This window comes from Rhodoferax saidenbachensis, assembly GCF_031457975.1.
GTDB lineage: Bacteria > Pseudomonadota > Gammaproteobacteria > Burkholderiales > Burkholderiaceae_C > Allorhodoferax > Allorhodoferax saidenbachensis_A.
Genome location: NZ_JAVDXO010000015.1, coordinates 40729 through 66286, shown reverse-complemented (window position 1 = coordinate 66286; position 25558 = coordinate 40729). Strand labels below are relative to the sequence as shown.

Annotated in this window: 25 protein-coding genes; 16 read left to right on the top strand and 9 right to left on the bottom strand. The window is 62.2% G+C overall.

What is annotated here, in order from left to right; all coding sequences use genetic code 11:
* The first annotated feature begins 269 nt into the window (after positions 1-269).
* The 3 genes from J2X15_RS20845 to J2X15_RS20835 are packed head-to-tail and all read left to right on the top strand — an operon-like array spanning position 270 to position 1695.
* Positions 270-617: an NIPSNAP family protein gene (locus J2X15_RS20845; RefSeq protein ID WP_310346857.1), complete on the top strand. Its 348-nt coding sequence runs from the start codon at positions 270-272 to the stop codon at positions 615-617.
* Positions 614-991 (top strand): antibiotic biosynthesis monooxygenase family protein, encoded by a 378-nt coding sequence (locus tag J2X15_RS20840; protein ID WP_310346856.1) that lies wholly within the window; start codon positions 614-616, stop codon positions 989-991. The genes J2X15_RS20845 and J2X15_RS20840 overlap by 4 nt, the downstream gene beginning before the upstream one ends.
* Positions 988-1695 carry an ArsR/SmtB family transcription factor gene (locus J2X15_RS20835; protein ID WP_310346854.1) on the top strand — a complete coding sequence of 236 codons (708 nt, stop codon included), beginning with the start codon at positions 988-990 and terminating at the stop codon, positions 1693-1695. The genes J2X15_RS20840 and J2X15_RS20835 overlap by 4 nt, the downstream gene beginning before the upstream one ends.
* 122 nt (positions 1696-1817) lie before the next feature.
* Here J2X15_RS20835 and J2X15_RS20830 read toward each other — a convergent pair whose 3' ends face one another.
* From J2X15_RS20830 to J2X15_RS20815, 4 genes are all read right to left on the bottom strand, one after another.
* Positions 1818-2150 carry a FlxA-like family protein gene (locus tag J2X15_RS20830; RefSeq protein WP_310346851.1) on the bottom strand — a complete coding sequence of 111 codons (333 nt, stop codon included), beginning with the start codon at positions 2148-2150 and terminating at the stop codon, positions 1818-1820.
* Between the two features lie 148 nt (positions 2151-2298).
* A complete protein-coding gene (locus tag J2X15_RS20825; protein ID WP_310346848.1) occupies positions 2299-3957 on the bottom strand; it encodes a hypothetical protein in 1659 nt (552 codons plus the stop codon).
* A 39-nt stretch (positions 3958-3996) separates the two neighbouring features.
* Positions 3997-4749, bottom strand: a complete 753-nt coding sequence (locus tag J2X15_RS20820) for an SDR family oxidoreductase (RefSeq protein WP_310346845.1) — start codon at positions 4747-4749, stop codon at positions 3997-3999.
* 62 nt (positions 4750-4811) lie between these two features.
* Complete coding sequence (locus tag J2X15_RS20815; RefSeq protein ID WP_310346842.1) at positions 4812-5411, bottom strand: ATP-dependent Clp protease proteolytic subunit; 600 nt, start codon at positions 5409-5411, stop codon at positions 4812-4814.
* Positions 5412-5502: 91 nt separating this feature from the next.
* Between J2X15_RS20815 and J2X15_RS20810 the strand changes: the two genes are divergently transcribed.
* Entirely contained in the window at positions 5503-6303 is an 801-nt protein-coding gene (locus J2X15_RS20810; protein WP_310346839.1) for an RNA polymerase sigma factor, read from the top strand.
* 77 nt (positions 6304-6380) lie between these two features.
* Here the strand turns inward: J2X15_RS20810 and hutH are convergent, their stop codons facing one another.
* Complete coding sequence (gene hutH, locus J2X15_RS20805; RefSeq protein ID WP_310346838.1) at positions 6381-7928, bottom strand: histidine ammonia-lyase; 1548 nt, start codon at positions 7926-7928, stop codon at positions 6381-6383.
* Positions 7929-7954: 26 nt separating this feature from the next.
* Entirely contained in the window at positions 7955-9658 is a 1704-nt protein-coding gene (gene hutU, locus J2X15_RS20800) for a urocanate hydratase (RefSeq protein ID WP_310346835.1), read from the bottom strand.
* A gap of 58 nt (positions 9659-9716) precedes the next feature.
* Here hutU and hutC point away from each other — a divergent pair, with 58 nt between their 5' ends.
* The 5 genes from hutC to J2X15_RS20775 are packed head-to-tail and all read left to right on the top strand — an operon-like array spanning position 9717 to position 14428.
* Positions 9717-10439: a histidine utilization repressor gene (hutC, locus tag J2X15_RS20795; protein ID WP_310346831.1), complete on the top strand. Its 723-nt coding sequence runs from the start codon at positions 9717-9719 to the stop codon at positions 10437-10439.
* Positions 10436-11026, top strand: coding sequence for a HutD/Ves family protein (locus tag J2X15_RS20790; RefSeq protein WP_310346829.1), 591 nt, complete (start codon positions 10436-10438; stop codon positions 11024-11026). The genes hutC and J2X15_RS20790 overlap by 4 nt, the downstream gene beginning before the upstream one ends.
* A complete protein-coding gene (gene hutI / locus J2X15_RS20785; RefSeq protein WP_310346828.1) occupies positions 11023-12240 on the top strand; it encodes an imidazolonepropionase in 1218 nt (405 codons plus the stop codon). The genes J2X15_RS20790 and hutI overlap by 4 nt, the downstream gene beginning before the upstream one ends.
* Positions 12237-13034: an N-formylglutamate deformylase gene (gene hutG, locus J2X15_RS20780; protein WP_310346825.1), complete on the top strand. Its 798-nt coding sequence runs from the start codon at positions 12237-12239 to the stop codon at positions 13032-13034. The genes hutI and hutG overlap by 4 nt, the downstream gene beginning before the upstream one ends.
* On the top strand, positions 13031-14428 hold the full coding sequence (locus tag J2X15_RS20775) for a formimidoylglutamate deiminase (protein WP_310346824.1): 1398 nt from the start codon (positions 13031-13033) through the stop codon (positions 14426-14428). The genes hutG and J2X15_RS20775 overlap by 4 nt, the downstream gene beginning before the upstream one ends.
* Before the next feature lie 55 nt (positions 14429-14483).
* On the opposite strand, the gene J2X15_RS20770 is transcribed toward J2X15_RS20775, so the two are convergent.
* Both J2X15_RS20770 and J2X15_RS20765 read right to left on the bottom strand, forming a co-directional pair.
* The gene (locus J2X15_RS20770; RefSeq protein ID WP_310346821.1) at positions 14484-15893 is read right to left on the bottom strand and encodes a heavy metal sensor histidine kinase; all 1410 of its coding nucleotides are present in this window, start codon (positions 15891-15893) and stop codon (positions 14484-14486) included.
* Positions 15890-16576: a heavy metal response regulator transcription factor gene (locus tag J2X15_RS20765; protein ID WP_310346866.1), complete on the bottom strand. Its 687-nt coding sequence runs from the start codon at positions 16574-16576 to the stop codon at positions 15890-15892. Before J2X15_RS20765 ends, J2X15_RS20770 begins: the two co-directional genes overlap by 4 nt.
* A gap of 142 nt (positions 16577-16718) precedes the next feature.
* Between J2X15_RS20765 and J2X15_RS20760 the strand changes: the two genes are divergently transcribed.
* The 6 genes from J2X15_RS20760 to J2X15_RS20735 all read left to right on the top strand — a co-directional run bounded on the left by J2X15_RS20760 (position 16719) and on the right by J2X15_RS20735 (position 23759).
* Positions 16719-17831 (top strand): TolC family protein, encoded by a 1113-nt coding sequence (locus tag J2X15_RS20760; RefSeq protein ID WP_310346819.1) that lies wholly within the window; start codon positions 16719-16721, stop codon positions 17829-17831.
* Positions 17832-17852: 21 nt separating this feature from the next.
* Positions 17853-19256, top strand: a complete 1404-nt coding sequence (locus tag J2X15_RS20755; RefSeq protein ID WP_310346863.1) for a multicopper oxidase family protein — start codon at positions 17853-17855, stop codon at positions 19254-19256.
* 29 nt (positions 19257-19285) lie between these two features.
* Positions 19286-19768 carry a cupredoxin domain-containing protein gene (locus J2X15_RS20750; protein ID WP_310346815.1) on the top strand — a complete coding sequence of 161 codons (483 nt, stop codon included), beginning with the start codon at positions 19286-19288 and terminating at the stop codon, positions 19766-19768.
* A 55-nt stretch (positions 19769-19823) separates the two neighbouring features.
* Positions 19824-20159, top strand: a complete 336-nt coding sequence (locus J2X15_RS20745) for a copper-binding protein (RefSeq protein WP_310346813.1) — start codon at positions 19824-19826, stop codon at positions 20157-20159.
* Positions 20160-20404: 245 nt separating this feature from the next.
* Positions 20405-22753, top strand: coding sequence for a heavy metal translocating P-type ATPase (locus J2X15_RS20740; protein ID WP_310346812.1), 2349 nt, complete (start codon positions 20405-20407; stop codon positions 22751-22753).
* Between the two features lie 361 nt (positions 22754-23114).
* Positions 23115-23759: a hypothetical protein gene (locus J2X15_RS20735; RefSeq protein ID WP_310346809.1), complete on the top strand. Its 645-nt coding sequence runs from the start codon at positions 23115-23117 to the stop codon at positions 23757-23759.
* A gap of 41 nt (positions 23760-23800) precedes the next feature.
* Here the strand turns inward: J2X15_RS20735 and J2X15_RS20730 are convergent, their stop codons facing one another.
* A complete protein-coding gene (locus tag J2X15_RS20730; protein WP_310346805.1) occupies positions 23801-24745 on the bottom strand; it encodes a LysR family transcriptional regulator in 945 nt (314 codons plus the stop codon).
* A 116-nt stretch (positions 24746-24861) separates the two neighbouring features.
* Here J2X15_RS20730 and J2X15_RS20725 point away from each other — a divergent pair, with 116 nt between their 5' ends.
* A complete protein-coding gene (locus J2X15_RS20725; protein ID WP_310346802.1) occupies positions 24862-25536 on the top strand; it encodes a glutathione S-transferase family protein in 675 nt (224 codons plus the stop codon).
* Positions 25537-25558 lie beyond the last annotated feature (22 nt).

Sequence of the window (25558 nt, the reverse complement as noted above, 5' to 3'; positions counted from 1 at the left end):
CAATGAATCTGGACATATTCAATCCTCCACACGGCTTGATATGTCATAGCAAATGTGGGGAGAGATTCAAGGTGTTTTCACACAGCCTCGGTCGAAAGCGATCGCCGATGAAGATATCCGCAGTGTTTCTGCAAACAGCGCCAATGACGAATCCCTCACTCACCTCAGAGTCCGCAACTTAGACCCAAAGTCCCCTCATTTCGCCACACACCAAAGTATTCCCAAAATTCGTCCCCCAGACTTCTCTCATCACCACAAGAGAAGTCCCCATGACCATCACCTGCTTTATCCGCTACGAAATCGACCCGTTCCAGAAAGACCAGTTCACGGCCTACGCCAACAACTGGGCCCGCATCATCCCCCGCCTGGGTGGGCATTTGCTGGGCTACTTTGTGCCGCACGAGGGCAGCAACTACGAGGCCTGGGGGCTGATCTCCTTCCCCAGCCTGGCGGCATATGAGGCCTACCGCCAGCGCCTGCGGGTGGACGATGAGGCACAGGCCAACTTTGCCTTTGCGCAGCGCGAGCGCTTCATCCTGAAGGAAGAGCGCACTTTCCCCCAGCCGGTGCCCGCCAGCTACCTGCAAGCGCCCACCGGCTATGTGGAGGCCGCATGATTGCCGTACTGTTTGAGGTAACGCCCCTGCCGGGGCAGGAGGCGCGCTACTTTGACATTGCGGCCATGCTGCGCGAGCACCTGCAGGCCATCGACGGCTTTGTGTCGGTGGAGCGGTTTCAAAGCCTGACGCGGCCCGGTACTTACTTGTCTTTGAGCTACTGGCGCGACGAAGCCGCCGTGCGCGCCTGGCGCAACCAGGCCGACCACCGGACCGGGCAGGCCGAGGGGCGCGAGGCGGTGTTTACCGACTACCGCATCCGCGTGGCGCAGGTGCTGCGCGACTACACTCAAACGCAGCGCAGCGAGGCCCCGGACGATTCCAACGCGGCACTGCTTACGCCCCCTCTCAGCCCCCATCACCCACCCGCATGACTTCCACCCCATACGAGCCCAAGCTGGCCAGCGTTGCTGCGGTGATTGCCGACGCCACGCGGGCGCGCATGCTCAGCTACCTGCTGGCAGGCGACTACGCCAGCGCGGGTGAGCTGGCGCGGGCCGCGTCGGTATCGCCGGCCACGGCCAGCGGGCATTTGGGCAAGCTGATGGCGGCAGAGCTGCTGGTGTGCGAGCAGCGCGGGCGGCACCGCTACTACAAACTTGCCGACGATGAGGTGGCCCACGCGCTGGAGGCGGTGGCGCTGATCGCCGAGCGCCGCACCCACACCGCGGCCTGGGCCAACCCCACGCTCCAGCGGCTGCGCTTTGCGCGCTGCTGCTACGGGCACCTGGCGGGGCAACTGGGCGTGGAGATGTTTTCGCAGTTGCTGTCCAAGGAATGGCTGTGCCCCGCTGGCGATGGCTACCTGCTCACCGCGCAGGGCAAGGCCGGGCTCAATGCGATGGGCTTTGTGGTGGACGGCATGGACAAACCCTCCGCATCCACTCGCCTGGCCTACCGCTGCCTGGACTGGTCAGAGCGCCGCGACCACATGGCCGGCAAGCTACCCAAGGCACTGCTAACCCACTGCCTGGACCAAGGCTGGCTGCGCCGCCATGACGGCGAACGCGCGCTGGAGGTAACACCGCTGGGGCGCAAGCACCTGGCGGGCTTGCTGCCCTCGGTCAATGCGTTATGAATGAAATAGGCCACTAGCCCGCGTGAAATATGCGCAAGCAGCTTCTGTTTTGATAGCAGACAACTAGTACCAAGACTCCTGCGTAAGCACCCGCAGGTGTGCGCTTGTAGCTGCTAACTCGATCAGGCAAGAGTGTCGAGCTGGCTGCCTGGTCTTGAGGTCTGGGGTTCTGTCGCGCGGCGTTGCGGGCTGGCGGCCTCGGCCTTGCGGGACTGCACTTCCTGCTGCGCCTGTTGGCGTGCGCGCTGAATGGCACTGATCTGCGCCTGCACCATCTGGATCTGGGCTTGCAGCAGTTTGACCCTCTCCTTTTTTGCCTTGGCCTCCATGTCTGACGTGGCCACGCTCTTGAGCTCTTCCACCAGGGACTTCAGTTGCTTTTGCAGCTTGGCAATATCGCTGGCAGTAGCACTGGAGGCCGCATTGCCGGTCGATGGGGAGAGGGAGACTTGCATACCCCCTCTATCGGCCTTTTGAGGATGAAATGAAGAACTGGCAGGTCTGCTGCCCTCGGTCAACGACTTATGAATAAAAAATGCCGAAAACCCTTGTGGAATATGCGCAAGCAGCTATTCAATTAATAGCAAAACACCACTACATCCCTCAATCCCGGTCGCGCTCGCGGGCCCAGATGGCGCCAAAAGCTTTCAGCTTGGCCCAGGGGCCTACGCGCTCTTCGGACAGCACATCCAGAAAATCAGACAAGCGCTTGGACTTGGCCATGGTGTACAGGGTCAGCGCGATGGTGACTACAAACACCACGGCAAACACCAGCACTTTGCGGGATAGGGAAGCGTCGGCCTCGGCCAGCAAGTTCATACCCAGAAAGCCGGTTGTGATGGTGCCTATCAAGCCCAAGATGGTGACCACAGTCAGGCGCACCACAGTGTTGGCCTGGCGGCGCAGGCTGTCAGCTTCGAGGTAGTTGTTCATGTCGGCGATGCGCTCTTTGACTTCGGCATACAGCGGGTCCAGCCCCAGGTGCTGCGCACACTTGGCAAACAGCGCGCGGGTTTGGGCTTGCTCCGAGATTTCATGAAACCAGTAGCGGTGGGTAAAACGCAAAAAACTGGCAAAGGTGCTGCGGATGCTGCGCTTGAAAGCCCGCACGCTGCAGGGGTCGCTGATGTTGAGGTTACGCAGTGTTTCGGCCAGCCGGTCTGAAAACATCAACAGCGCGGCCTTCTGAAAATGTGCAATCAAAAACAGCAGAAAGTGCTGGTGCCTGAACTGTGCCAACACGCCTCGGTCACGGCACGAAAAAAAGTGGCTGTTGGCATCGCCCACCACGATCAACGAATGGCCGGTGCAGAGGTAGCGGGTGTGGGGCGCAGCGCCTGCGGGTGTCCAGAACCGGTCGTAGCAATAGCGCTCTTCAAAATCGTTGAGGTGGTCGTCGGCAAAGGGCAGCGCGGCATCACCATCGGCACTGCCCGCGCCGGTGACCAACCCTAGCCGTACAAAATCGCTCCGGCTCAAGGTCTGGGGGTCGTCCACTGCAAGGTAGCCCAGCAAGGGCATGCGGTAGTACTCAATCTGCCGGTAGCGCAGGGCACCTACCTGCTCCGAATGGTCGCTCACCAGGGGCTGCAGTAGCCAATCCCAGTGGGCGGCAATGCGGGGTGCGCGGTGGCGGGCCACATGCGACATGAATAGGTCGGGCTGACCCGCGTCGGATTGCGCCAGCACCTGCCCTTGCGCGCCCAGCCACTCGGCCTGGTGCAGACAGTGCTGGGCCTGCCCCCGCGCATCCCAGCCCGAAGGGTAGCCGCGGCCAAAGCGGTAGAGCAGCTCTTGCGCCTGGGTGAGCGGCAGGTTGTCACCCGCCACCTCGACGTTGAGCAGGACCAGGTCCAGGTCCAAAAAGAAATACAGATCGACATGCACCACACTCAGGGTGATGGCCTCGGCGCCGGGCCGCAACACGACGCGCACTGCGCCGACGTCGTGGCGGCGGAACACCCGCATGGGCGAGCCGTGTACCTGCCCGCCGCCCTTGGCATGGCCTTCGCCATACAGAAAGCGCTGCACATAGGGCAAGAAAGTAACGAACTCGTTGTAGTGCCGCTCGTGAAAGTTGCAGGCATCCCCGGTGTATTCGTCCACCACTTCGCGCCAGGGGGTGGCGTCGCCCATGGCGGACAAGATTTCCCAGGGCTTGGCGTGCTTCGCCTCGGCCCCTCGCACCGGCATCAGCCGCAGGGGCCACAGCAAAATTTGACCGAAATGGCGTACGCCGTGGGGGGCTTCAGGCTGGTGCATGCCGGCCAGTATCGCACCGACCTCTGGCGCTGAAAAGACTTAGCCGCGACCCACAAACGGCATATTGGTCGCCATGATGGTCATGAACTGCACGTTGGTGGACAGGGGCAGCTGCGCCATGTGCAGCACGGCGTCGGCCACTTCCTGCACATCCATCATGGGTTCCACGGCGATCTCGCCATGGGCCTGCAGCACACCGGTTGCCATGCGGGCCGACAGCTCGGTCAGCGCGTTGCCAATGTCAATTTGGCCGCAGGCGATGTTGTACTTGCGGCAGTCCAAAGAGATGGACTTGGTCAGGCCGGTGATGGCGTGTTTGGTGGCGGTGTAGGGCGCAGAGTTGGGGCGCGGGGCATGCGCGGAGATGGATCCGTTGTTGATAATGCGCCCGCCTTGCGGCGTCTGGCTCTTCATGAGGCGGATAGCGCCTTGGGCGCACAGGAAAGAGCCCGTCAGGTTGGCGTCCACCACGGTTTGCCATTGCGCAAACGTGATGTCTTCGATGTTGACTTTGGGCGCGCCAACGCCTGCGTTGTTGAACAACAAGTCCAGCCTGCCAAACTTTTCCTGGATGGTTGCAAACAGCTGGTCCACCGATTCCGGCTGGCTCACATCCGCGCACACCGGGTGGGCACGGTCGGTGCCGCTGGCCTGGGCCACTGCGTTCAAGGGCTCGACCCGACGCCCGGTCAGCACCACGCGGTAGCCCGCCTGCAGCAGCGCCAGGGCCACGGCCCGCCCGATGCCGGTGCCAGCACCGGTGACCAATGCGACGGGGGAGTTGGAGTTCATGGGGGGCCTTTCAAAAAAACAATGCCACCGCTTTGTACCAGATGGATTGACGCCCCCCAGGCTCACGCGCCCCGCAGTTCGGTCTTGCGCTCGATGATGCGCGACACCAATCCGTACTCCACCGCCTCTTCGGCCGACATCCAGTAGTCGCGCTCAATATCCACCAGCACGGTCTCCAGCGGCTTGCCGGTCTCACGCGCGATGGTGCGGGCAATGCGCTCACGCGCCTTGACGATCTCGCGCGCCTGGATGGCGATGTCGCTGGCCGGGCCACCGGAGCCGCCGCTGGGTTGGTGGATGAGAAAGCGCGTGTTGGGCGTGCAGTAGCGCCGCTCACGCGGCACCGACAAATACAGATGCGTGGCCGCGCTGCCCACCCAGCCGGTGCCCACCATGTTCACTGGCGCAGCGATGAAGCGCACGATGTCGTGGATGGCGTCGCCCGACTCCAGGTGGCCGCCCGGCGAGCTGACCAGCATGTCGATGGGCTCGGCGCTGTCGGCGTCCAACGCGATGAGGCGGCGCGTCACATCGGCGGCCATCAGGTCGGTGACGCTTCCAAAGACCAGCAGCGTGCGGGACTTGAAGGCTTTTTCCTCCAGGTACGAGGTGCGCGGCTCGGGGGCGCTGGCGGGGGTGTCGGCTTTGTCTGGGGTGTCCATGGTGGGTTTCCTGGTGGTTGAACTGCTATGACGAACGAGGGGCGGTTTTCGTGACACTGCACCGCCAACCAGGCTATGGCACCATGCGGCCATGTACGACGCAAGCCCCCGCCCCGCCCTGCCCGACGCCGACCACCGCCGCCTGGTGCGTGCCGCCACCCGCCTGCTGGGCCCGGCGGACGCCGAGGACGCGGTGCAGGACGCCTATGTGCGTGCGCTGGAGGGCGAGCAACGTGAACTCAACTCCGCCCAGGCCTGGCTGCTGACCGTAGTGCGCAACCTCGCCATCGACCGCCTGCGCCGCCGTAGCTGGATGCAGCAGTGGCTGGAGGAAACGGGCACTGCCGATGCGGAGCAAGCTTCGCCCTCTGCCGAGACAGACGCCGCACTGGCGCAAGAAGCCAGCCGCGCCCTGCGCCTGCTGGCCGCCCACCTGGCGCCCGAAGACGGCGCCGCACTGCTGCTGCATGAAGTATTTGAAGTGAGCCACGCCGAGATTGCCGAGGCCAACGGCCGGTCCGAAGCCGCCAGCCGGCAGCAACTGCGCCGCGCGCTGCTGCGGCTGCGGCAAGCGCGCAGTTCGGCGGATGAACCTGCGCCAACTGAGCGAGAGCCCAGCGAAGAAACCGTTTTCCGCCTCTACCTGCAGTCCCTGCAGCTGCGTGACCCGCAGGTCCTTTGGGCCATGCTGCGGCATCCGCCTATCAGCGCGGTGGCGGGGATGTCCGCGATGGCCAACGAGGCCACTGCAACACCGCACGCCATCACGAGCGGTGTGGTGCAGATGGGCGGGCAACTGGGCCTGGTGCTCACACTGGACGGCGTGCGCCTGTGCGTGGTGCCGCTGGGCGTGCGGGCCGAGCAAGAGGCTGACGTGGCGCTGTTTTCATAAGAAATAGGCCTCCAGCCCGCTTGGCGTATGCGCAAGCAGCTTCTATTTTGATAGCACCACCAATGGAGAAAACTCCCTTAACCCGGAATCCAGAGCGTGGGCAACCCGGCCAGCGGCTTGAGCAGTTTGGCTACGGCTCCGCTCTTCACCAGCTGCGTGGCGTGCGCAATGTCGGGCGCTAGGTAGCGGTCCACATGGTGGGCGGGGATGTCTTTGCGCAAGAGCGCGTGCACGGCTTCCAGCACCGGCGAGCTTTGGAGCGGACGCAAAAACTCGATGCCCTGTGCGGCAGCCAACAGTTCGATGCCCAGGATGTGGGCGGTGTTGTGGATCATGCCCTGCAGGCGGCGCGCGGCAAAGGTGGCCATGGACACATGGTCTTCCTGGTTGGCGCTGGTGGGCAGGCTGTCCACGCTGGCGGGGTGGGCCATGGATTTGTTTTCCGACGCCAACGCGGCGGCGGTGACGTGCGCAATCATGAAACCGCTGTTGAGACCCGCATCGGCAGTCAGGAAAGGTGGCAGGCGCGACACGCCGCTGTCGATCAGCATGGCAATGCGGCGCTCGGCGATGGCGCCCACTTCGGCAATGGCCAGCGCCATGCCATCGGCCGCCATGGCCACGGGCTCTGCATGGAAGTTGCCACCGGAAATCATGGCTCCATCATCCGGGAACACGAGCGGGTTGTCGGTGACCGCATTGGCTTCAATGAGCAGCACGCGCGCGGCGTGGCGCAGTTGGTCCAGGCAGGCGCCCACCACCTGCGGCTGGCAGCGCAGGCAGTACGGGTCTTGCACGCGGTCATCGCCTTCAGCGTGACTGGCGCGGATGGGGCTGCCCTTGAGCAGCTCGCGGTAGTACTGCGCCACGTCGATCTGGCCGGGCTGGCCGCGCACGGCGTGGATGCGGGGGTCAAACGGGCCGTCGCTGCCACGCGCTGCGTCCAGCGTCAGCGCGCCAATCAGCAGCGCGGCTTCCAGCACCGGCTCAAAGGCCAGCAGGCCATGCAACGCCAGCGCAGTCGAGGTTTGCGTGCCGTTGATGAGGGCCAGGCCTTCCTTGGCCTCCAGCTCCAGTGGGGCGATACCAGCTTTCTGCAGCGCCTGCAGTGCAGGCACGCGCTCGCCATTCACCATCATGTCGCCCTCGCCCATCAGCGCCAGCGTCATGTGGGACAGCGGCGCCAGGTCACCCGATGCCCCCACCGAGCCTTGTGCGGGAACAAAGGGCACCAGACCTGCGTTGTGCACAGCCAACAGCGTGTCCACCACCAGCTCGCGGCAGCCCGAATAGCCACGCGCCAGGCTGGCGGCCTTGGTAGCCATCATCAGCCGCATGATGGGGGCGGCCAGCGGCTCGCCCACGCCCACGCTGTGGCTGCGGATCAGATTGCGCTGCAGCGTGGCCAGTTGGTCTTTGCTGATGCGCTTGTTCGCCAGCTTGCCAAAGCCAGTGTTGACGCCATACACGGGCGCGTCGCCATCGGCCGCGGCCTTGACCAGCGCGTGCGATGCGCGCATGGCCACGCGGGCGGACTCGGGGAGGCTCAGCTGGCACACGCCGGCGTGGATGAGGTCCAGCTCGTCGAGCGTGATCTTGCCGGGGTTCAAAACGAGAGAGGTCATGGGTTCTTCTTTCTTGTTGTTGTGGATTATTTGGCCAGCATGGGCAGGTTCATGCCCTGCTCCTTGGCGCACTGCACGGCAATGTCATAGCCCGCATCGGCATGGCGCATCACGCCAGTGCCGGGGTCGTTCCACAGCACACGCTCCAGGCGCTTGGCGGCCGCGTCCGTGCCATCGGCCACGATGACCACGCCGCTGTGCTGGCTGTAGCCCATGCCCACACCGCCGCCGTGGTGCAGGCTGACCCAGGTGGCGCCACCTGCGGTGTTGAGCAGCGCGTTGAGCAGCGGCCAGTCGCTCACTGCGTCCGATCCGTCTTGCATGCTTTCGGTTTCGCGGTTGGGCGATGCCACGCTGCCGCTGTCCAGGTGGTCGCGGCCGATCACGATGGGGGCCTTGAGTTCGCCGTTTTTCACCATCTCGTTGAAGGCCAGGCCGGCGCGGTGACGCTCGCCCAGGCCGATCCAGCAGATGCGTGCGGGCAGGCCCTGGAAGGCGATGCGCTCACCCGCCATGTCCAGCCAGCGGTGCAAGGCCTTGTCTTCGGGGAACAGCTCCTTCATTTTGGCGTCGGTCTTGCGGATGTCCTCGGGGTCACCACTCAGCGCCACCCAGCGGAACGGGCCCTTGCCGCGGCAGAACAGCGGACGCACATAGGCGGGCACAAAACCGGGGAAGTCAAACGCGTTCTTCACGCCCTGGTCCAGCGCCACCTGGCGGATGTTGTTGCCATAGTCCACGGTGGGGATGCCCATGGCCTGGAAGTCCAGCATGGCCTGCACATGCACCGCGCAGCCCTCGGCGGCGGCGGCCCGCAATGTAGCGTGCTGCGTGTCGTCCGCCTGCGCGGCGCGCCATTGCTCCACGGTCCAGCCGCTGGGCAGGTAGCCGTTCACCAGGTCGTGGGCGGAGGTCTGGTCGGTCACGATGTCGGGGCGCACACCGCCGGTAGCGCCAGCCTTCACCCGCTTCACCAGCTCGGGCAGGATGTCAGCCGCGTTGCCCAAAAGCGCAATCGACACGGCTTTCTTCTCGGCCGTGTACTTGGCCAGGCGCGCCAGTGCGTCATCCAGGTCCTTGGCCTGCTCATCCACGTAGCGGGTTTTCAGTCGGAAGTCGATGCGGCTTTGCTGGCATTCAATGTTGAGGGACGATGCGCCTGCAAAGCTGGCGGCCAGCGGCTGCGCGCCGCCCATGCCACCCAGGCCTGCGGTCAAGATCCAGCGGCCCGCCAGGCTGCCGCCGTAGTGCTGCTTGCCAGCCTCCACAAAGGTCTCGTAGGTGCCTTGCACAATGCCTTGGCTGCCAATGTAGATCCAGCTGCCGGCCGTCATCTGGCCGTACATCATCAGACCCTTTTTATCCAGTTCGTGAAAGTGCTCCCAGGTGGCCCACTTGGGCACCAGGTTGGAGTTTGCAATCAGCACACGCGGTGCATCCGCATGGCTGCGGAACACGCCCACGGGCTTGCCGCTTTGCACCAGCAGGGTTTCGTCCTCGTTCAAGTTGCGCAGGCTTTCCAGAATCGCCTCGTAGCAGTCCCAGTTGCGCGCGGCCTTGCCAATGCCGCCGTACACCACCAGGGCATCGGGGTTTTCGGCCACTTCGGGGTCCAGGTTGTTTTGCAGCATGCGGTAGGCGGCTTCGATCAGCCAATTCTTGCAATGCAGCGCGGTGCCGCGGGGTGCGCGCACGGGGTGGGCTTGGGAGGGTGTGGTAGTGGATGCCATGGGGTTTCTCTCGCAAACAACAAAGAATGTGGCGAAGTCTACTTGTCTAGACATGTCTATGCAACTAGAATTTATCCTCATGGCACAAGCACCCTATACCCGCGTAAAAGAGTTCCTCAAACAAGGTCTGGCCGATGGACGCTGGACGCCGGGGGCGCAGATGCCCTCTGAATCCGAACTGGTGGCCCAGTTCCAGGTCAGCCGCATGACGGTGGGCCGCGCCATCCGCGAGCTGCAGGCCGAAGGCTTTGTCACCCGCGTGCAGGGTGTGGGCACCTTTGCAGCCCACCTGCAGCGCGTGTCGTCCACTCTCACCATCCAAGATTTGCACGAAGAGATCTTGGCGCGCGGCCACCAGCACCATGCGCGCGTAGTGCTGTCGCGCGAGGAAGCCACGGCCGATGGCCTGACGCAGCAACTGGGCCTGCCACTGGGGGCGCCGGTATTCCACACGCTCATCGTGCATTACGAAAACGGCGTCCCCCTGCAGTGCGAAGACCGCTATGTCAACCCGGCCTGCGCACCCGACTACCTGAATGTGGACTTCACCCAGACCACACCCACCCATTACCTGCTGGAAGTGGCACCGCTGTGGGAGGCGCAATACTCCATAGAAGCCGGTCGCCCCAACGCGCAGGAGGCCGAGCTGCTGGGCATCACCCCGGCCGACCCCTGCCTCATCGTGGTACGCCGCACCATGAACCGCGACGTGCCCATCACCCTGGCGCGGCTGGTGCACCCCGGCGCACGCTACCAGCTGCAAGGGCAGTTCAAGCCATGACACCGCAAGTCATCCACGCGCAAGACCGCACGCCACAACCCTGGCGCAACGGTGGCGGGCAAACGCGCGAACTACTGACCTGGCCCCCCGGGGAGCACTGGCAGCTGCGCATCAGCCGTGCAGACATTGATGCCGACGGCCCCTTCTCGGCCTTCCCCGATGTGCAGCGCTGGTTTGCCGTGCTGCAGGGTGCTGGTGTGGCACTGCAGCTGGGCAGCGAGCACCGGCTGCATGTAGGCGATGCCCCCCTGTGCTTTGACGGAGCCGCAGCGCCCGAGTGCCGCCTGCTGGACGGCCCCACGCAAGACCTGAACCTCATGGTGCGCAAGGGCAAGGGCTTGATGCAGGCCGTGCGGTCGGGTCAAACGTGGTTTGCCACGTTGAGCGCCTGTGGCCTCTACACCTGTCAGGCCGGAGAGTGGAGCGATGGCACGCAGACCGTACACCTGGCCGCCCACACGCTGCTGTGGCACAGCACGCCGCGCAACGCCACGTGGCAGTTTGTGGCAGGCGACAGCACCCCAGCCCTGTGCGCCTACTGGCTGGGCTTTTCCCCCTTCAGCGCCACCATTGGAGGCCACGCATGACCGCCCTCACCCTCTGGCGCAACGCCAAGCTCGCCACCCTGCAGGGCAGCACCCCGTGGGGGTGGATAGAAGATGGCACGCTGCTTACGCAGGGCGATCGCATCGTCTGGGTGGGTGAAGCATCGGCCCTGCCCGCCGCGCAGGCCAAGCAGGTGGAAGATGAATACGACCTGGGCGGCGCCCTGCTCACACCCGGGCTGGTGGACTGCCACACGCACCTGGTGTATGGCGGCCAGCGCGCCGCAGAGTTTGAGCAACGCCTGCAAGGCGCCAGCTACGAAGCCATCGCACGGGCGGGCGGCGGCATACGCTCTACCGTGGCGGCCACACGGGCCGCCAGCGACGAAGAGTTGCTGGCCAGCGCCACGCGCCGCGCACACAGCCTGATGGCCGATGGCGTGACCACGGTGGAAATCAAATCGGGCTATGGCCTGAGCGAGTGGGACGAGGCGCGCTGCTTGCGCGTGGCCCGTACGCTAGGCCAAACCTTGCCACTGAGCGTGCGCACCACCTACCTGGGTGCGCACGCCCTGCCCCCCGAATTTGCAGGCCGCACCGATGACTATGTAGATGCCGTCTGCACCTGGATGCCTGCGCTGCACGCGCAAGGACTGGTGGACGCGGTGGATGCGTTTTGCGAGAACATTGGCTTCACGCCCGCGCAGACGCGGCGCGTCTTCGAGGCCGCGCGCGCGTTAGGCCTCCCGGTCAAGCTGCATGCCGAACAACTGAGCGACCAAGGTGGTGCGGCACTGGCGGCAGAGTTTGGCGCGCTGTCGTGTGACCACCTGGAGCACCTGAGCGAATCCGGCATCCGCGCCATGCACACCGCTGGCACCGTGGCCGTGCTGCTGCCCGGTGCCTATTACTTTCTACGCGACACGACGTTGCCGCCGATAGACGCCCTGCGCGCCCACGGCGTACCCATGGCCATTGCCACGGACCACAACCCCGGCACCTCGCCCGGCCTCTCCTTGCTGCTCATGCTCAACATGGCCTGCACCCTGTTCCGCCTGACGCCCGAAGAAGCGCTGCGCGGCGCGACCGTGCACGGCGCGCGCGCGCTGGGCCTGCACGACCGCGGCACGCTAGCGGCCGGCCAACGCGCGGACTTCTGCGTGTGGGACCTGGAACACCCCAACGAACTGGCCTACTGGTTTGGCCACAACCCTTGCCGCCGCACCATTGCGGGCGGACTGGAGCGCACGTTATGACGAATGCTGTATTCACCTTGACGCCCGGCAGCACGCCGCTGCTGGTGAGCTTTCCCCACGTGGGCACCGAGATACCACCGGACCTGCAGGCCCGCATGGTGCCGCGCGCACTGGCCACCGAAGACACCGACTGGCACCTGGAGCCGCTCTACGCTTTTGTGCGTGACATGGGCGCAGGCACTATCGTGCCGCACTATGCCCGCTATGTGGTGGACCTGAACCGACCGCCCGAGAACGCGCCCATGTACCCCGGCGTGAACAACACCGAGCTGTGCCCCACGCGCTTTTTCAGTGGCGAGCCGCTGTACCGTGATGGCATGGCACCTAGCGAAACCGAAATTTCCGCCCGGGTTGAAACCTACTGGCGCCCCTACCACGACGCATTGCAAGCGGAGCTGCTGCGCCTGCGCAACCTGCATGGCCACGCCGTGCTGTTTGACGCGCACAGCATCCGCTCCGTGTTGCCCTGGCTGTTTGACGGCCAGTTGCCGGACCTGAATCTGGGCACCGTGAATGGCAGCAGCGCCGCACCAGCATTGCGCGAGGCGCTATCAAAAGTATTGCAAAGCCAAAGCCACTTCAGCCAGGTGGTGGACGGCCGCTTCAAGGGCGGTCACATCACGCGCCACTACGGCCAGCCGGCCGAGAACGTGCACGCCATCCAGTTGGAGATGTGCTGGCGCTGCTACATGGCCGAGGAACCGCCCTACGCCATTGACCCGGCACGCGCCGCCGCCGTGCTGCCTGTGCTACGGGCGCTGGTACAGACCCTGGTGAACTGGAGGCCCGCATGAGCGAACAACTCTTGTGGGCAACGCAGGCCTGGATCAACGGCCGCTGGGAAACCAATGTGTGCCTAGCCGTGGACGCGCAAGGCCACTGGGCCGACATCACCCCCAACATCCCCACCCCGCCCACCCACGCCACCGTGCTACCCGGACCGGTGCTGCCGGGCCTGGTCAATGCACACAGCCATGCGTTTCAGCGCGCGTTTGCAGGCCTGGCCGAGCGGCGCGAATCGGCAGCGGACGATTTCTGGTCCTGGCGCGACCGCATGTATGGCGTGGCGCTGCGCATCACGCCCGCGCAGCTGCGCGCTGTGGCGGCGCAGTTGTATGTGGAATTGCTGCAGGGCGGCTACACGCAGATCTGCGAATTTCACTACCTGCACCACCAGCCCGACGGCCAACCCTATGCGGACGCAGCCACCATGGCCTGGGCCGTAGCCGATGCGGCGGCCGACGCGGGCCTGGGCCTCACTGTGCTGCCTGTGCTGTACGAACGCGCGGGCTTTGCCCAGCCAGCGCTGCGGCCCGACCAGCGCCGCTTTGCGGGCACACCAGATTTCATCGCCCGGCTGCAGGCCGCGGTGCAAACCAATGGTCGCCCGCTGGTGAATGCAGGCGTGGCCATCCATTCGTTGCGCGCAGCATCGGCTGAATCCATAGACGCGCTGCTCGCGCAGGTGGGCGAAGCCGACATGCCCATCCACATCCACGTGGCCGAGCAGATGCAGGAGGTGCGCGACTGTCTGGCCGCCACCGGCCAGCGCCCCATTGCCTGGCTGGGCCAGCGCTGGCACATGGACGCACGCTGGCAGTTGGTGCACGCCACGCACACCGAACAAACCGAGATTGACTCCGTGGCGCGCAGCGGCGCAGGCATCGTCATCTGCCCCAGCACCGAGGGCAACCTGGGTGATGGCTTTGCCGACCTGCCCGCGTGGCTGGCCGCAGGTGTGCCCATGGCCGTGGGGTCCGACAGCCATGTGAGTCGCCAGTGGGCGGAAGAACTGCGCTGGCTGGAATACGGCCAGCGCCTGCGCCTGCAGCAGCGCAACGTGGCCGCCGCACCCACACAACAGCCGGCCACTGCCGCACGCCTGTTCGACGCAGCATTGCAAGCGGGTGGTCCCGCTGCAGGCCAGAGGTTGTGGGGGCTGACACGTGGCGCGCGTGCCGACGCGCTAGTGCTGGATGTGCAAACGCCGGGCTTGCTGGGCGTGCCCGCGAGCCACCAACTGGACGCGCTGGTATTTGCGACCAACACCTCGGCGCTGAGCCAAGTCTGGGTGGCAGGCCGCAAGCTGGTGCATGCGGGCCGCCATGTGGAGCAAGACCGCATTGCCCGGGCGTTCGAGGCCACGATGCAGGCCCTCTGGGGTCATCATCAAGATTGCTGTCACTGAATGCCCTGGGGCTTTCAAGTGAATCATCACTATATTGGCGTCAACATTTGATCCGTTAGGCGACTTGATTGCTAGGATTCCCGCCTAACCCGAACGGAAACTCCAATGAAAAGCGCGTTACCCCAGCCTCAGAAGTGACCGATAGATGGCCACCATGGGCTTCCATGATGGCCCGTGTGATGGCCAGACCCAAGCCGGCACCGTCGCTCTCAGGGTGAGCCCTGGATTTGTCGACGCGGAAGAAGCGGTCGAACAACCGTGGCAGCATTTCCGGTCTGATGTCGGCACCATGGTTCGTCACGTGAACGCTGGTGCTGCTGGCGTGGGTCTGGATGTGAATGGAAACGGCTGAACTCGGGGTTGCATAGCGCAGCGCATTGGACAGCAGGTTGCTTAGTGCGCGACGCAGCATCAATCGATCGCCATCGATGCTGCCGCCGCCCACTAATTCCAGTCGCAGTCCTTTTTCCGAAGCGAGGGCCTCGTAAAAGTCAAACAGCGCTTGCACCTCCTTCTCCACCGAGATGCGCTCCCGACTGGGCAGCGCCAAACCGTGTTCTGTTTTGGCCAAAAACAGCATGTCAGACACCATCCGGGCCAGGCGCTGCAACTCTTCCGAATTCGAGGCCAGCACATCCTGGTAATCCGTATTGGTTCTGGCCATGGACAGCGTGACTTGGGTCTCTGTCAGCAGGTTGCTGATGGGGGTGCGAAGTTCATGCGCCAAGTCGGACGAAAACTCCGACAGGCGACGAAAGTCTTCCTGCAGTCGGTCCAGCATGTCGTTCAAGGTGATGGCGAGGTCTGCCATCTCAACCGGCACGGCTTCCACGGGCATGCGTTCCCCCATTTTGTTGGAGGTCACTGACTGGGCGCGGCTCTTCATGATGCGCAGCGGGGCCAGCCCGCGATGGGCAGCAATCCACCCCAACATGCCACTGAACAGGGTCGCAAGAATTACGTACACCACCAAGGTGGAATGAAATTGCCGCTGAAAATGGGCATGGTGCTGCGTATCCAGCGCGACCCACACAGTCGTGGGAACGGACTCTGCCGAAGTGCTGGGCAGCAGCGCACCCAATGCCCGATATTCGTGCCCATCGTTTTGCCAACGAAGTACAGACTGGGTCTGCGGGCCTGCACCCATGGTCGTTGCCGTTTCGGTGGGAATTTTCAGATCAGAGGTGGCATAAATGCGCTTGCCACCGCGATAGATACTGACAAACAGCCCTTCGTGGCTGTGCAGGATGTCGTCAAGATTCTCCTGCAGATCGGGTCTGGAAATGGCTTTGCCGCCCACTTCCTGAATCAAATGGATCTTGTCCTCCAGCGTCGCACGATCCAGATCCTCAAAATGCTGGTTCATGGCCACCGAGGTCACCCACCCCAGGCCCAGCAGCACCGTGGCAGATGCCAGGGTATAAAAAAGCGTCAGCCGTGTTGTCAGTGAGAAGCGCTGTGTCATGGGGTCGCAGGCGGTATTTCCAAAACGTAGCCCATCCCTCGCACCGTCTGGAGCAACTTGGGTTCAAACGGATCGTCGATCTTGCTGCGCAGCCGGCGTACGGCGACCTCAATCACGTTGGTATCGCTGTCGAAATTCATATCCCAGACTTGGGAAGCAATCAGCGACCGGGGCAACACTTCTCCCTGTCGGCGCATCAGGAGTTCCAGCAAACCGAATTCCTTGGAAGTGAGGTCAATCCGTTTGCCACTGCGGCTCACGCGCCTGCGCAGTAAGTCAAGCTCCAGATCCGCCACTTTGAGGGAGGTCACCTCCACACCGGACTTGCCACGCCGCAGAATGGTTCTGACCCGCGCCAGCAACTCCGCAAAAGAGAACGGTTTCACCAGGTAGTCATCTGCGCCCAGCTCCAGTCCCTTGATCCGGTCTTCCACTTGGTCCTTGGCCGTGAGAAACAGCACGGGCACCATGTTCCCTTGGTGGCGCAAGTTACGCATGACCTCCCAGCCATTCATGCCCGGCAGCATCACATCCAGGATGACGAGGTCGTGTGTGCCCTCCAATGCTGCGTGAAGCCCGTCATTGCCATTGGGAACCAAGTCCACGACAAAACTGGCCTCCTTGAGGCCTTGCCGCAGGTATTCGCCCGTTTTGGGCTCGTCTTCAACGATCAATATCTTCACAGTCAGCATCCTTTGCGCAAGTGTGCCTCGATTGCGCAGGCAGGCATCAAAGATGACAAATTTGTAATCCAAAAGACAGCTTGATGTTGGGGGCCGCTCGATAGAGTGCAGGCAGATTTCAACAACCCCAAAGGGAAGCCCCATGCTCCGTGTTCCGATTGTGCGCAAAAGCCCACTGTGGTTGGCCGCGCTCGCACTTTGTGCCCTGGCAGGTCCAGTGTCGGCCCAACAGGTAAACCCAGCACCCGTAGAGCAAGGCTCCATTGATTGGCGCAAGGCCAATGACGAAGTCTCCCAATTCAAACGCGGACACGCGGACGTGTTGAAGTGGGAGTCCGCCAACGACACCGAACCAAGCAACCAACCGTATACGCCTCCCGATACCTGGATCAAGTCCGCCGATGCGGCGGTCCGCCAAGCTTGGCGCGCACGTCCCGAACTTGCCGGCTCGCTATCTCAGTTGGGAGTGGAGAACCAAGAACGCATCGCCCAGGGACGTTGGCTGGACGTTGCACCAGCTGCACGCCGCCGGGTTGAAGATTTCGACACGGCTCTGGATGTGGCTGCGGACGCGCGCAAAGCCTGGTTCACCGCGGTCGCTGCCAGCCTGTCGTTGAAACTGCAGCGTGACATGCAGGAAGCCACGGCCGCCGCCGCTGAACTCGCCCGCCGCATGACCCGGGTCGGCAACTGGAGTCGGATGGAGCAGGCCCAATGGGAGGTCAAGCTGGGCAAAATGAAACTTCAAACGCTCAGGGCGGAAATCGAAGCCAGGCAAACCCAATCCGCGCTACTCAAAACCACCAAACTGTGGGGGATATCCTCCACAGTGGGCCTGGCAGACGCCATGCCTGAGGTGCCCAAGCAAGAGCTATCTCCTGCGGCCTTCCTGGAGAGGGTGACGGCGCTGCGCAGTGTTCTGCCTCGCGCTGATGGTCAAAAAGCCGCCACCAATGCCCAGTTGGCTTTCGATATCTACCGCGCAAGCTACCAGGCAACGCAGGTTTCCAAGGATGAGCTGACCTTGCAGCAGTTCATCAACGATGAAACCGTTCTTCGCTACAACGGCATGCTGCTGAGTGTCTGGGACCTGCTGGCGCAGACCAACGAGCTATTGCAAGCCCAGATCAGCGCCATCATTTCCCAGCGGGATTTCCTGATTGCCGACACGGATCTGCAGCTCGTCCTGCTTGGAGGCGCTCCCACGAGTTTTGTCAGCCTGGGTGCCGGTGGCGAAAGCGCCACGGCGAAATAACAAGGAAACACCATGGAACCTATCAATTCACGCCGCCGATTCTTTGCTGGCGCTGCCACGACAGTCGCAGGCTTGGCTGTGGCGCGCTCTGCCATGGCCACATTGCCTGAGCCGGTCATTCAAACCTCGGTCAATACAGCACCGCCTTTGGTACCGACCACGGGGCGCCCCTATAACCCTGTCGTCACCCTCAATGGCTGGACCTTGCCCTGGCGCATGAACAACGGGGTCAAGGAATTCCACCTGGTGGCGGAACCTGTCGAACGGGAAGTCTCTCCTGGCTTCAAGGTCAACATGTGGGGCTACAACGGCCAAAGCCCGGGCCCCACGATCGAGGTGGTCGAAGGCGACCGTGTGCGTGTCTTTGTGACCAACAAGCTGCCTGAGCACACCACGGTGCATTGGCATGGTCAGCGACTGCCCAATGGCATGGATGGTGTTGGCGGCCTCAACCAGAAGGCTATTCCGGTTGGCAAGACTTACGTCTACGAGTTTGTGGCGCGTCGACCAGGGACCTTTATGTACCACCCGCATGCCGATGAGATGGTGCAAATGGCCATGGGCATGATGGGCTTTTGGGTCACCCACCCCAAGGAAAAGCATCCCCACATCAGCGATGTGGATCGGGATTTTTGCTTCCTGCTCAATGCCTTTGATGTTGAGCCAGGAACCAAGACGCCCAAGATCAACACCATGACCGACTTCAACATCTGGTCATGGAACAGCCGGGTGTTCCCTGGCATCGACACCCTCAACGTGCGCCAAAACGACCGGGTGCGCATCCGTGTGGGCAACTTGACGATGACCAACCACCCCATCCACCTGCACGGCCACGAGTTCATGGTCACGGGCACAGATGGGGGGCCAACGCCACCGTCCTCCCGCTGGTACGAGGTCACCACGGACGTGGCGGTGGGACAAATGCGCCAGGTCGAGTTCATAGCCGACGAAGAAGGCGACTGGGCCTTCCATTGTCACAAGAGCCACCACACCATGAATGCCATGGGACACACCGTCCCCACAATGGTGGGCGTGGACCAACGGGGCCTGGTCAAGAAGATCCAGAAAGTGGCACCGGACTACATGCTGATGGGTGAGCGTGGCATGGCCGACATGGGCGAGATGGAAATGCCCATTCCCGACAACACCGCGCCCATGATGACTGGACAAGCCCAGTACGGCCCCGTTGAAATGGGTGGCATGTTCAGCGTGCTCAAGGTGCGCAAGGACCAGAAACCCGGCGACTACAGCGACCCAGGGCCCTACAAATATCCGGCAGGCACGGTGGCCCAGGAGTACACCGGTCCTTTGTCCGAACCCGCGCGCTTTCGCTCCGAAATCAGTGCGGGGACGCCAGCCAACGGCAAGGCCACGCCTTCCACGGTACTCAATGCCCGTAAACCGACCGGTCACGCCGGTCACTAGTCCATACTTTTTTAACCCAGGAACCCACCATGACATTCGCTAAATCCATCGCGTCCATCCTGACGACCATCGCCATCACTGCCGTATCCACCGGAGCCCTTGCAAGCGGTAACCACGCAGGTGGTCACGATGACTCTGCCATCGGCAAGGCAGGTGTAGCTTCCAAAGTCACTCGTACGATCACTGTGGATATGGCAGACACCATGCGTTACACCCCGTCCGACATTCAGGTAAAAAAGGGAGAGACCATCCGTTTTGTGGTGAAGAATTCCGGCAAGGTAAAGCACGAGTTGAGCTTGGGCACCCAAAAGGAACTGCTGGAGCATCTGGAACAGATGAAGAAGTTTCCTGACATGGAACACGACGAACCCAGCAAAGTGACAGTGGCTCCGGGTGCCCAGGGCGAAATCATCTGGCAATTCACCAAAGCAGGTTCAGTGAACTTTGCATGCCTGATGCCTGGTCACTATGAGGCTGGCATGAAGGGTCAGGTCAAAGTAGCAAGTCAGTAAGACTTTTATACGTTTCGCGAAACATTTCACTTCAACTGATTCAGGAGAACACCGCATGAGCCGATTCACTCAAACCCTTGCATCCATCACCGTGGCCATGGCCATGGTCACATTGGCAGCGGTCTCCACTGTTGCGCACGCACAAGTGGACAACAAAATGGACATGAGCCAGATGACCGACGGTGAGGTCCGTAAAGTAGATAAGGACGCTGGCAAGGTCACCATCAAGCACGGCGAGATCAAGAATCTAGAGATGCCAGGCATGACCATGGTGTTTACCGCCAAGGAAAAATCTCTACTGGACAAGGTTCAGCCGGGCGACAAAGTCAAGTTCACAGTCATCAATGACGGCGGAAAAATGGTGGTCACCGATATACAGACGGTCAAATAAGACTATCTGCTTGGCAAGTGAGGCTTGCACGTAATTTCCGGAAATGCTGCTTCGCATCCGTTTTGGTTCTGGCTTTGCCATGCGCACATGCCGCCAGCCACGGCCCCTCCATCGAAGTCTGGAAAGATCCCCATAACGTCTTGCTGGTTTCCAAAGATGGTAGTTCGCGCGTGTTTCAAGGCTACCGATAACTAGGCATTCGGTAGGTTTGGTGTGTTTTGGCAGATTTTGAGGGGGCTAGAAAGATGGACCATTCAACGCATCGTGGACAACAGAACCCCGATCATCAGCAGGCTGGGGCACCCAACGACACAAATGCGCTCAAAGACCCTGTTTGTGGGATGACGGTAACTGCCCAGTCACCTCACCATTCCGAGCACATGGGGCACAGCTTTTTCTTTTGCGGCCCCAAGTGCAAAGCGAAGTTCGACGCCAATCCCATGCAGTACCTGGAAGAGCCTCGTGAGAGGCAGCCCAAGCCGCGGGTAGTCGCCGGAACTGTTTACACATGCCCGATGCATCCTGAGATACGGCAGGATCACCCAGGAAACTGCCCCAAATGCGGGATGACACTGGAACCCGTGGTGCCTTCCTTGGAGGAGGAAGAGAATCCGGAACTGCTGGATTTCCAGCATCGCTTTTGGTGGACGCTACCGCTCACCGGTATTGTTTTCGTGCTGGCCATGTTTGGTCATCGATGGCAGTGGATGGACATGGCGGTGCAGAGCTGGGTGGAGTTCGCGCTGGCCACTCCCATCGTGGTCTGGGCAGGGTGGCCGTTTTTCACTCGGGGTGCCCAATCCATCGTCAATCGCAGTCCCAACATGTGGACCTTGATAGGCCTTGGCACTGGTGCCGCGTATGTCTACAGCGTGGTGGCGACCATTACTCCGGGGGTATTTCCAGAGTCTTTTGTGTCCATGGGCCGTGTCGCGGTGTACTTTGAAGCGGCAGCCGTCATCATTTCCTTGACCCTGTTGGGGCAAATGCTGGAGCTCAAGGCCCGTTCCCAGACCTCGGCTGCCATCAAATCCCTGCTCGGCCTGGCACCCAAAACGGCGCGGCGTATCAAGCCAGACGGTACTGAAGAAGACATTGAGCTGACCCATGTCCACCTGGGTGATCTGCTGAGGGTGCGCCCCGGCGAGAAGGTTCCCGTCGATGGCGTGGTCACAGAGGGCAGCAGTTCGGTGGATGAATCCATGCTGACCGGTGAGCCACTGCCAGTGACCAAGCGGGTGGGAGACAAGGTCATCGGTGCGACCATCAATACCAGCGGCGCCCTGGTCATGAAATCAGAAAAAGTCGGATCAGATACCGTGCTGTCCCACATCGTGCAGATGGTGGCACAGGCCCAGCGGTCCAGAGCGCCTATGCAACGCATGGCGGATGTGGTGGCGGGCTACTTTGTGGTCGCGGTGGTCAGCATTGCCATACTGACCCTTCTTGGTTGGGGCCTGTTTGGCCCTGTGCCAAGCTGGGTATATGGCCTGATCAATGCGGTGGCGGTATTGATCATTGCCTGCCCATGCGCACTCGGGCTGGCTACTCCCATGTCCATTATGGTGGCCACCGGCAAGGGGGCGACACGGGGGGTTCTGTTTCGTGATGCGGCCGCCATCGAGAACTTGCGCAAGGTAGACACCCTCATCATCGACAAGACAGGCACTTTGACCGAAGGGCGTCCCACATTTGAGAAGGCGATTCCAGGCGATGGTTTTGACGCTGACGAGATTCTGCGTTTGGCGGCCAGCTTGGACCAAGGTAGTGAGCATCCCTTGGCCGCGGCCATTGTGGCTGCGGCACGTGAGCGCAAGCTGGTGCTGGACAAGCCAGAGAACTTTGAATCGGGATCTGGCATTGGCGTTCAAGGCCAGGTGGGGGGACGCCGCCTGGTACTGGGCAATACGGCGCTCATGCAACAGATCAGCGTCTCCGTGGACGCCCTGAAATCCCAAGCCGAAGCCTTGCGTGCAGAAGGCGCCAGCGTCATGCACCTGGCCATTGACGGCAAATTGGCCGGTCTGCTGGCCGTTTCTGATCCGATCAAGGCCAGCACGATGGAAGCTTTGACCGCCCTCAAAGCGTCTGGCCTGCGCATCGTGATGGCGACGGGTGACGGCATCACCACGGCCAAGGCCGTTGGCGCCAAGCTCGGAATCGAGGAAGTGCATGGCGAAGTCAAACCCCAGGACAAACTGACCTTGGTGGAGCAATTGCAAAAGGAAGGCCGAATCGTCGCCATGGCTGGTGACGGGATCAACGATGCGCCCGCATTGGCAAAAGCTAACGTAGGCATTGCCATGGGAACAGGCACTGATGTGGCGATGAACAGTGCCCAGGTCACCCTGGTGAAGGGGGACTTGCGTGGCATTTCCATCGCACTGGCGCTGTCCAACGCCACCGTGGGCAATATGAAACAGAACTTGATGTTTGCTTTCCTTTACAACGCGCTGGGAATTCCTGTGGCAGCTGGTTTGCTCTATCCGTTCACCGGTTGGCTGTTGTCGCCCATGATTGCCGCATTGGCCATGAGCTTCAGTTCAGCGTCCGTCATTGGTAATGCGTTGCGTTTGCGCGGCAAAGCGTTATAGCTAGATTGCGTCTGAAAGCAGCTCCTCTGGAAATACCAGTGCTTTGACAACTCGCACTAAGCAAGGGCTGCCCATACCGGTCATTCGTCAACGTCAGGATCTGGCCCACTACGACGCAGAACGCGATCACCCAGGCAAACCATGCAACGCCCACGCCCATGCAGCCGAAGCTCTCGCACTGCAGGCGCCAGGTAGCGACCGCAGTCGCGAGCAATCCCAGCACTGCGATCACGTAGAGACTGACAAGTGCTTTAGCCATGGCAACAGCCTAACGCAAAAGTGCGTGGCTGCCATCAAACTGCACCGGAAACACACATCAGTTCAAACGCTAAGACGCAGGCGCGTTTTCACATAATTCCTCATGATCACGCCCGCCCACGCATCCGCCATCTCTGCCACCAACCAGCACGCCTTTGCCGCGCCACCGGCAGAGAACGCGGGCAATGCCTCAGCCTTCTATGAAGACCTGCGACTCGCAACCGATGCGGCGAACCAGCCTGACGACACACGAGAGCAGTTTCGTATCACCGGTCCGGTCCACCAAGGCAAGCTGGTGGCGGAGTACCAGATGCCGGATGCGCTGGTCCAAGAAATGGCCACGCGAGAGCAGGAAGAAAAGCGGCGCGAAGACATCAATTTTCGCTACGCCTATGAGCACCAGTACAAGCCTGTAGGGCAGGTGCTGGTCAATGGAAAGTTGTTCGCCGAGGTGGACGAGAGCGGCGGCTACGGGCTTGCCCACAGCCTGCAGGGCCTGAACCAAAATGACATGAACCCCAAGGCACGTGTGGAAGAAATAGCGCGGGCACTGAAAGGCAAGGGCCAGGTGGAAATCAAATACGCTAACTTTGTGCCGGGCTTTGGCGGCTGGAGCGGCCCGTCCGCCCCGGAATCCGCGCTACCCGCCTTCACGGCGCGCAGCCGTCAGGACATCATGCAAGAGGCCATGGACACGATGGCACGCCTGAAGTCGGCATCGGCAGCGCCGGTACCCCACACCACTTAGCCGTGGGACTTTCAAGCAAAATCGGCCTCTAGCCCCCGTATCTATTGCGCGAACAGCTTCTCTTTTGATAGCATTTCGCGGTCCCAGTACGGCGGGCTGCCGATAGCGGATTTGAGGTGGTCGATGAACAGCTGGGCCTTGGCCGCATGGGAGCGGCCCTTGAGCCGCACCGCGTGAATGGCGCTCACGGCTTTGGCGCCGCTGGCATCGTCTGGCGGGAACAGCTGCACCAGCGCGCCGCTGGCCAGCTGGTCGTACACCAGCCAGCTGGCCAGGTGCACCACGCCCAGCCCGGCCACACCGGCCTGCAACAACGAGGCGGTGTCGTCTGACTTGAAGCGCCCTTTCACCGCCAGCGCGTGGCCCTGGTTCACCCCGGGAAACGACCACCAGCCCGTGGGCACGCGGGCCGATGACACGGTGAGGCAGCTGTGCTGCAACAAATCTTCCGGCACCACGGGGTGGCCATGGCGGCGCAGGTAGTCCGGGCTGGCGCAGGCCAGGCGGCGGATCGGCGCCAGCTTTGTCGCCACCAAATCACTATCCGGCAGCGCGCCAATGCGGATGGCCACATCGGCGCGCTGGGTGCTCAGGTCAATCCACTGGTCGCTCAGGTGCAGGTCCAGGTCAATCGCGGGGTACTTCGCCAGAAAACTGGTGATAACGGGCGTGACGTGCTGGCGCCCAAAGGCCGCGGGCACGCTCACCGTGAGCAGGCCCTTGGGTTCGGCCTGCGCGTCCAACAGGGCGGCGCGCGCGTCTTCCAGCTCGGCCGCAATGTCGGTGGCACGGGGCAAAAACAGCTCGCCCGCATCGGTCAGCAGCAGCCGGCGTGAGCTGCGCTGGAACAGCCGCACGCCCAGCGATGCCTCCAGCGTGTCGATCTGCCGCGAGACGGACGACACCGCCACGCCGCGCGCCTTGGCGGTGGCAGAAAAGGTGCCGTACCGGGCCACGTCAATAAAAGCTTGCAGGTTTTCGATCATGGTGGGTTGAATGGTTATTTTGCGTTTTTTGCAATCTTCAATTGCACATCGCATGATTGTTGCGAATAAAGCTCAAAAACACAATCGCTCTCGTCATCCACCCTACGAGAGCCAACATGTTCAAGTTCTATTACCACCCCTCCCCCAACCCGGCCAAGGTCGCCCTACTGCTGGAAGAGCTGGGCCTACCCTACGAGATGGTGCCCATCGACGTGCGCAAGGGCGAGCAGCACTTGCCCGCCTACCTGGCCATCAACCCCAATGGCAAGACGCCGGCGCTGGTCGATGGCGATGCCACGGTGTTCGACAGCAACGCCATCCTGCTGTACCTGGCGGTGAAGACCGGCAAGTTTCTGCCGGTGAACCAGCCCGCGGTGCGCGCACAGATGTATTCGTGGCTGATGTTCATTGCCACGGGCATTGGCCCTTTCTCGGGCCAGGCCGTGCACTTTGAACACTTTGCACCCGAGCCCAAAGCCTATGCGCAGCAGCGCTACAGCTTTGAAGCCTGGCGCCACTGGAAGCTCATCAACACCCACCTGGCCGAGCGCAGCACCATGGTGGGCGATGACTACACCATCGTGGACATGGCGCTGTGGGGTTGGGCCCGCGCCGTGCCCATGGTGCTGGGCGCCGATGCCTGGGACCAACTGCCGAACGTGAAGCGTTTTCTGGACCACATGAACCAGCGCCCCGCCGCCCAGCGCGCCGAGGCGCTGGCCGAACGCCACGCCTTCAAAACCACCATGGACCAAACCGCCATGGACGCCATGTACCCCCACGCCCGGTGATGCGCAGCAGCACCGGTTCATC

Bases quoted from the DNA above. Each gene is read 5' to 3' on its own strand.
- hutC (WP_310346831.1), top strand. From the start codon at position 9,717: ATGCAACTAGAATTTATCCTCATGGCACAAGCACCCTATACCCGCGTA.
- J2X15_RS20835 (WP_310346854.1), top strand. From the start codon at position 988: ATGACTTCCACCCCATACGAGCCCAAGCTGGCCAGCGTTGCTGCGGTG.
- J2X15_RS20750 (WP_310346815.1), top strand. From the start codon at position 19,286: ATGACATTCGCTAAATCCATCGCGTCCATCCTGACGACCATCGCCATC.
- J2X15_RS20770 (WP_310346821.1), bottom strand. From the start codon at position 15,893: ATGACACAGCGCTTCTCACTGACAACACGGCTGACGCTTTTTTATACC.
- J2X15_RS20745 (WP_310346813.1), top strand. From the start codon at position 19,824: ATGAGCCGATTCACTCAAACCCTTGCATCCATCACCGTGGCCATGGCC.
- J2X15_RS20760 (WP_310346819.1), top strand. From the start codon at position 16,719: ATGCTCCGTGTTCCGATTGTGCGCAAAAGCCCACTGTGGTTGGCCGCG.
- hutU (WP_310346835.1), bottom strand. From the start codon at position 9,658: ATGGCATCCACTACCACACCCTCCCAAGCCCACCCCGTGCGCGCACCC.
- J2X15_RS20740 (WP_310346812.1), top strand. From the start codon at position 20,405: ATGGACCATTCAACGCATCGTGGACAACAGAACCCCGATCATCAGCAG.
- J2X15_RS20815 (WP_310346842.1), bottom strand. From the start codon at position 5,411: ATGGACACCCCAGACAAAGCCGACACCCCCGCCAGCGCCCCCGAGCCG.
- hutG (WP_310346825.1), top strand. From the start codon at position 12,237: ATGACGAATGCTGTATTCACCTTGACGCCCGGCAGCACGCCGCTGCTG.
- J2X15_RS20730 (WP_310346805.1), bottom strand. From the start codon at position 24,745: ATGATCGAAAACCTGCAAGCTTTTATTGACGTGGCCCGGTACGGCACC.
- J2X15_RS20840 (WP_310346856.1), top strand. From the start codon at position 614: ATGATTGCCGTACTGTTTGAGGTAACGCCCCTGCCGGGGCAGGAGGCG.
- J2X15_RS20775 (WP_310346824.1), top strand. From the start codon at position 13,031: ATGAGCGAACAACTCTTGTGGGCAACGCAGGCCTGGATCAACGGCCGC.
- hutH (WP_310346838.1), bottom strand. From the start codon at position 7,928: ATGACCTCTCTCGTTTTGAACCCCGGCAAGATCACGCTCGACGAGCTG.
- J2X15_RS20790 (WP_310346829.1), top strand. From the start codon at position 10,436: ATGACACCGCAAGTCATCCACGCGCAAGACCGCACGCCACAACCCTGG.
- J2X15_RS20845 (WP_310346857.1), top strand. From the start codon at position 270: ATGACCATCACCTGCTTTATCCGCTACGAAATCGACCCGTTCCAGAAA.
- J2X15_RS20830 (WP_310346851.1), bottom strand. From the start codon at position 2,150: ATGCAAGTCTCCCTCTCCCCATCGACCGGCAATGCGGCCTCCAGTGCT.
- J2X15_RS20810 (WP_310346839.1), top strand. From the start codon at position 5,503: ATGTACGACGCAAGCCCCCGCCCCGCCCTGCCCGACGCCGACCACCGC.
- J2X15_RS20825 (WP_310346848.1), bottom strand. From the start codon at position 3,957: ATGCACCAGCCTGAAGCCCCCCACGGCGTACGCCATTTCGGTCAAATT.
- J2X15_RS20820 (WP_310346845.1), bottom strand. From the start codon at position 4,749: ATGAACTCCAACTCCCCCGTCGCATTGGTCACCGGTGCTGGCACCGGC.
- J2X15_RS20735 (WP_310346809.1), top strand. From the start codon at position 23,115: ATGATCACGCCCGCCCACGCATCCGCCATCTCTGCCACCAACCAGCAC.
- J2X15_RS20725 (WP_310346802.1), top strand. From the start codon at position 24,862: ATGTTCAAGTTCTATTACCACCCCTCCCCCAACCCGGCCAAGGTCGCC.
- hutI (WP_310346828.1), top strand. From the start codon at position 11,023: ATGACCGCCCTCACCCTCTGGCGCAACGCCAAGCTCGCCACCCTGCAG.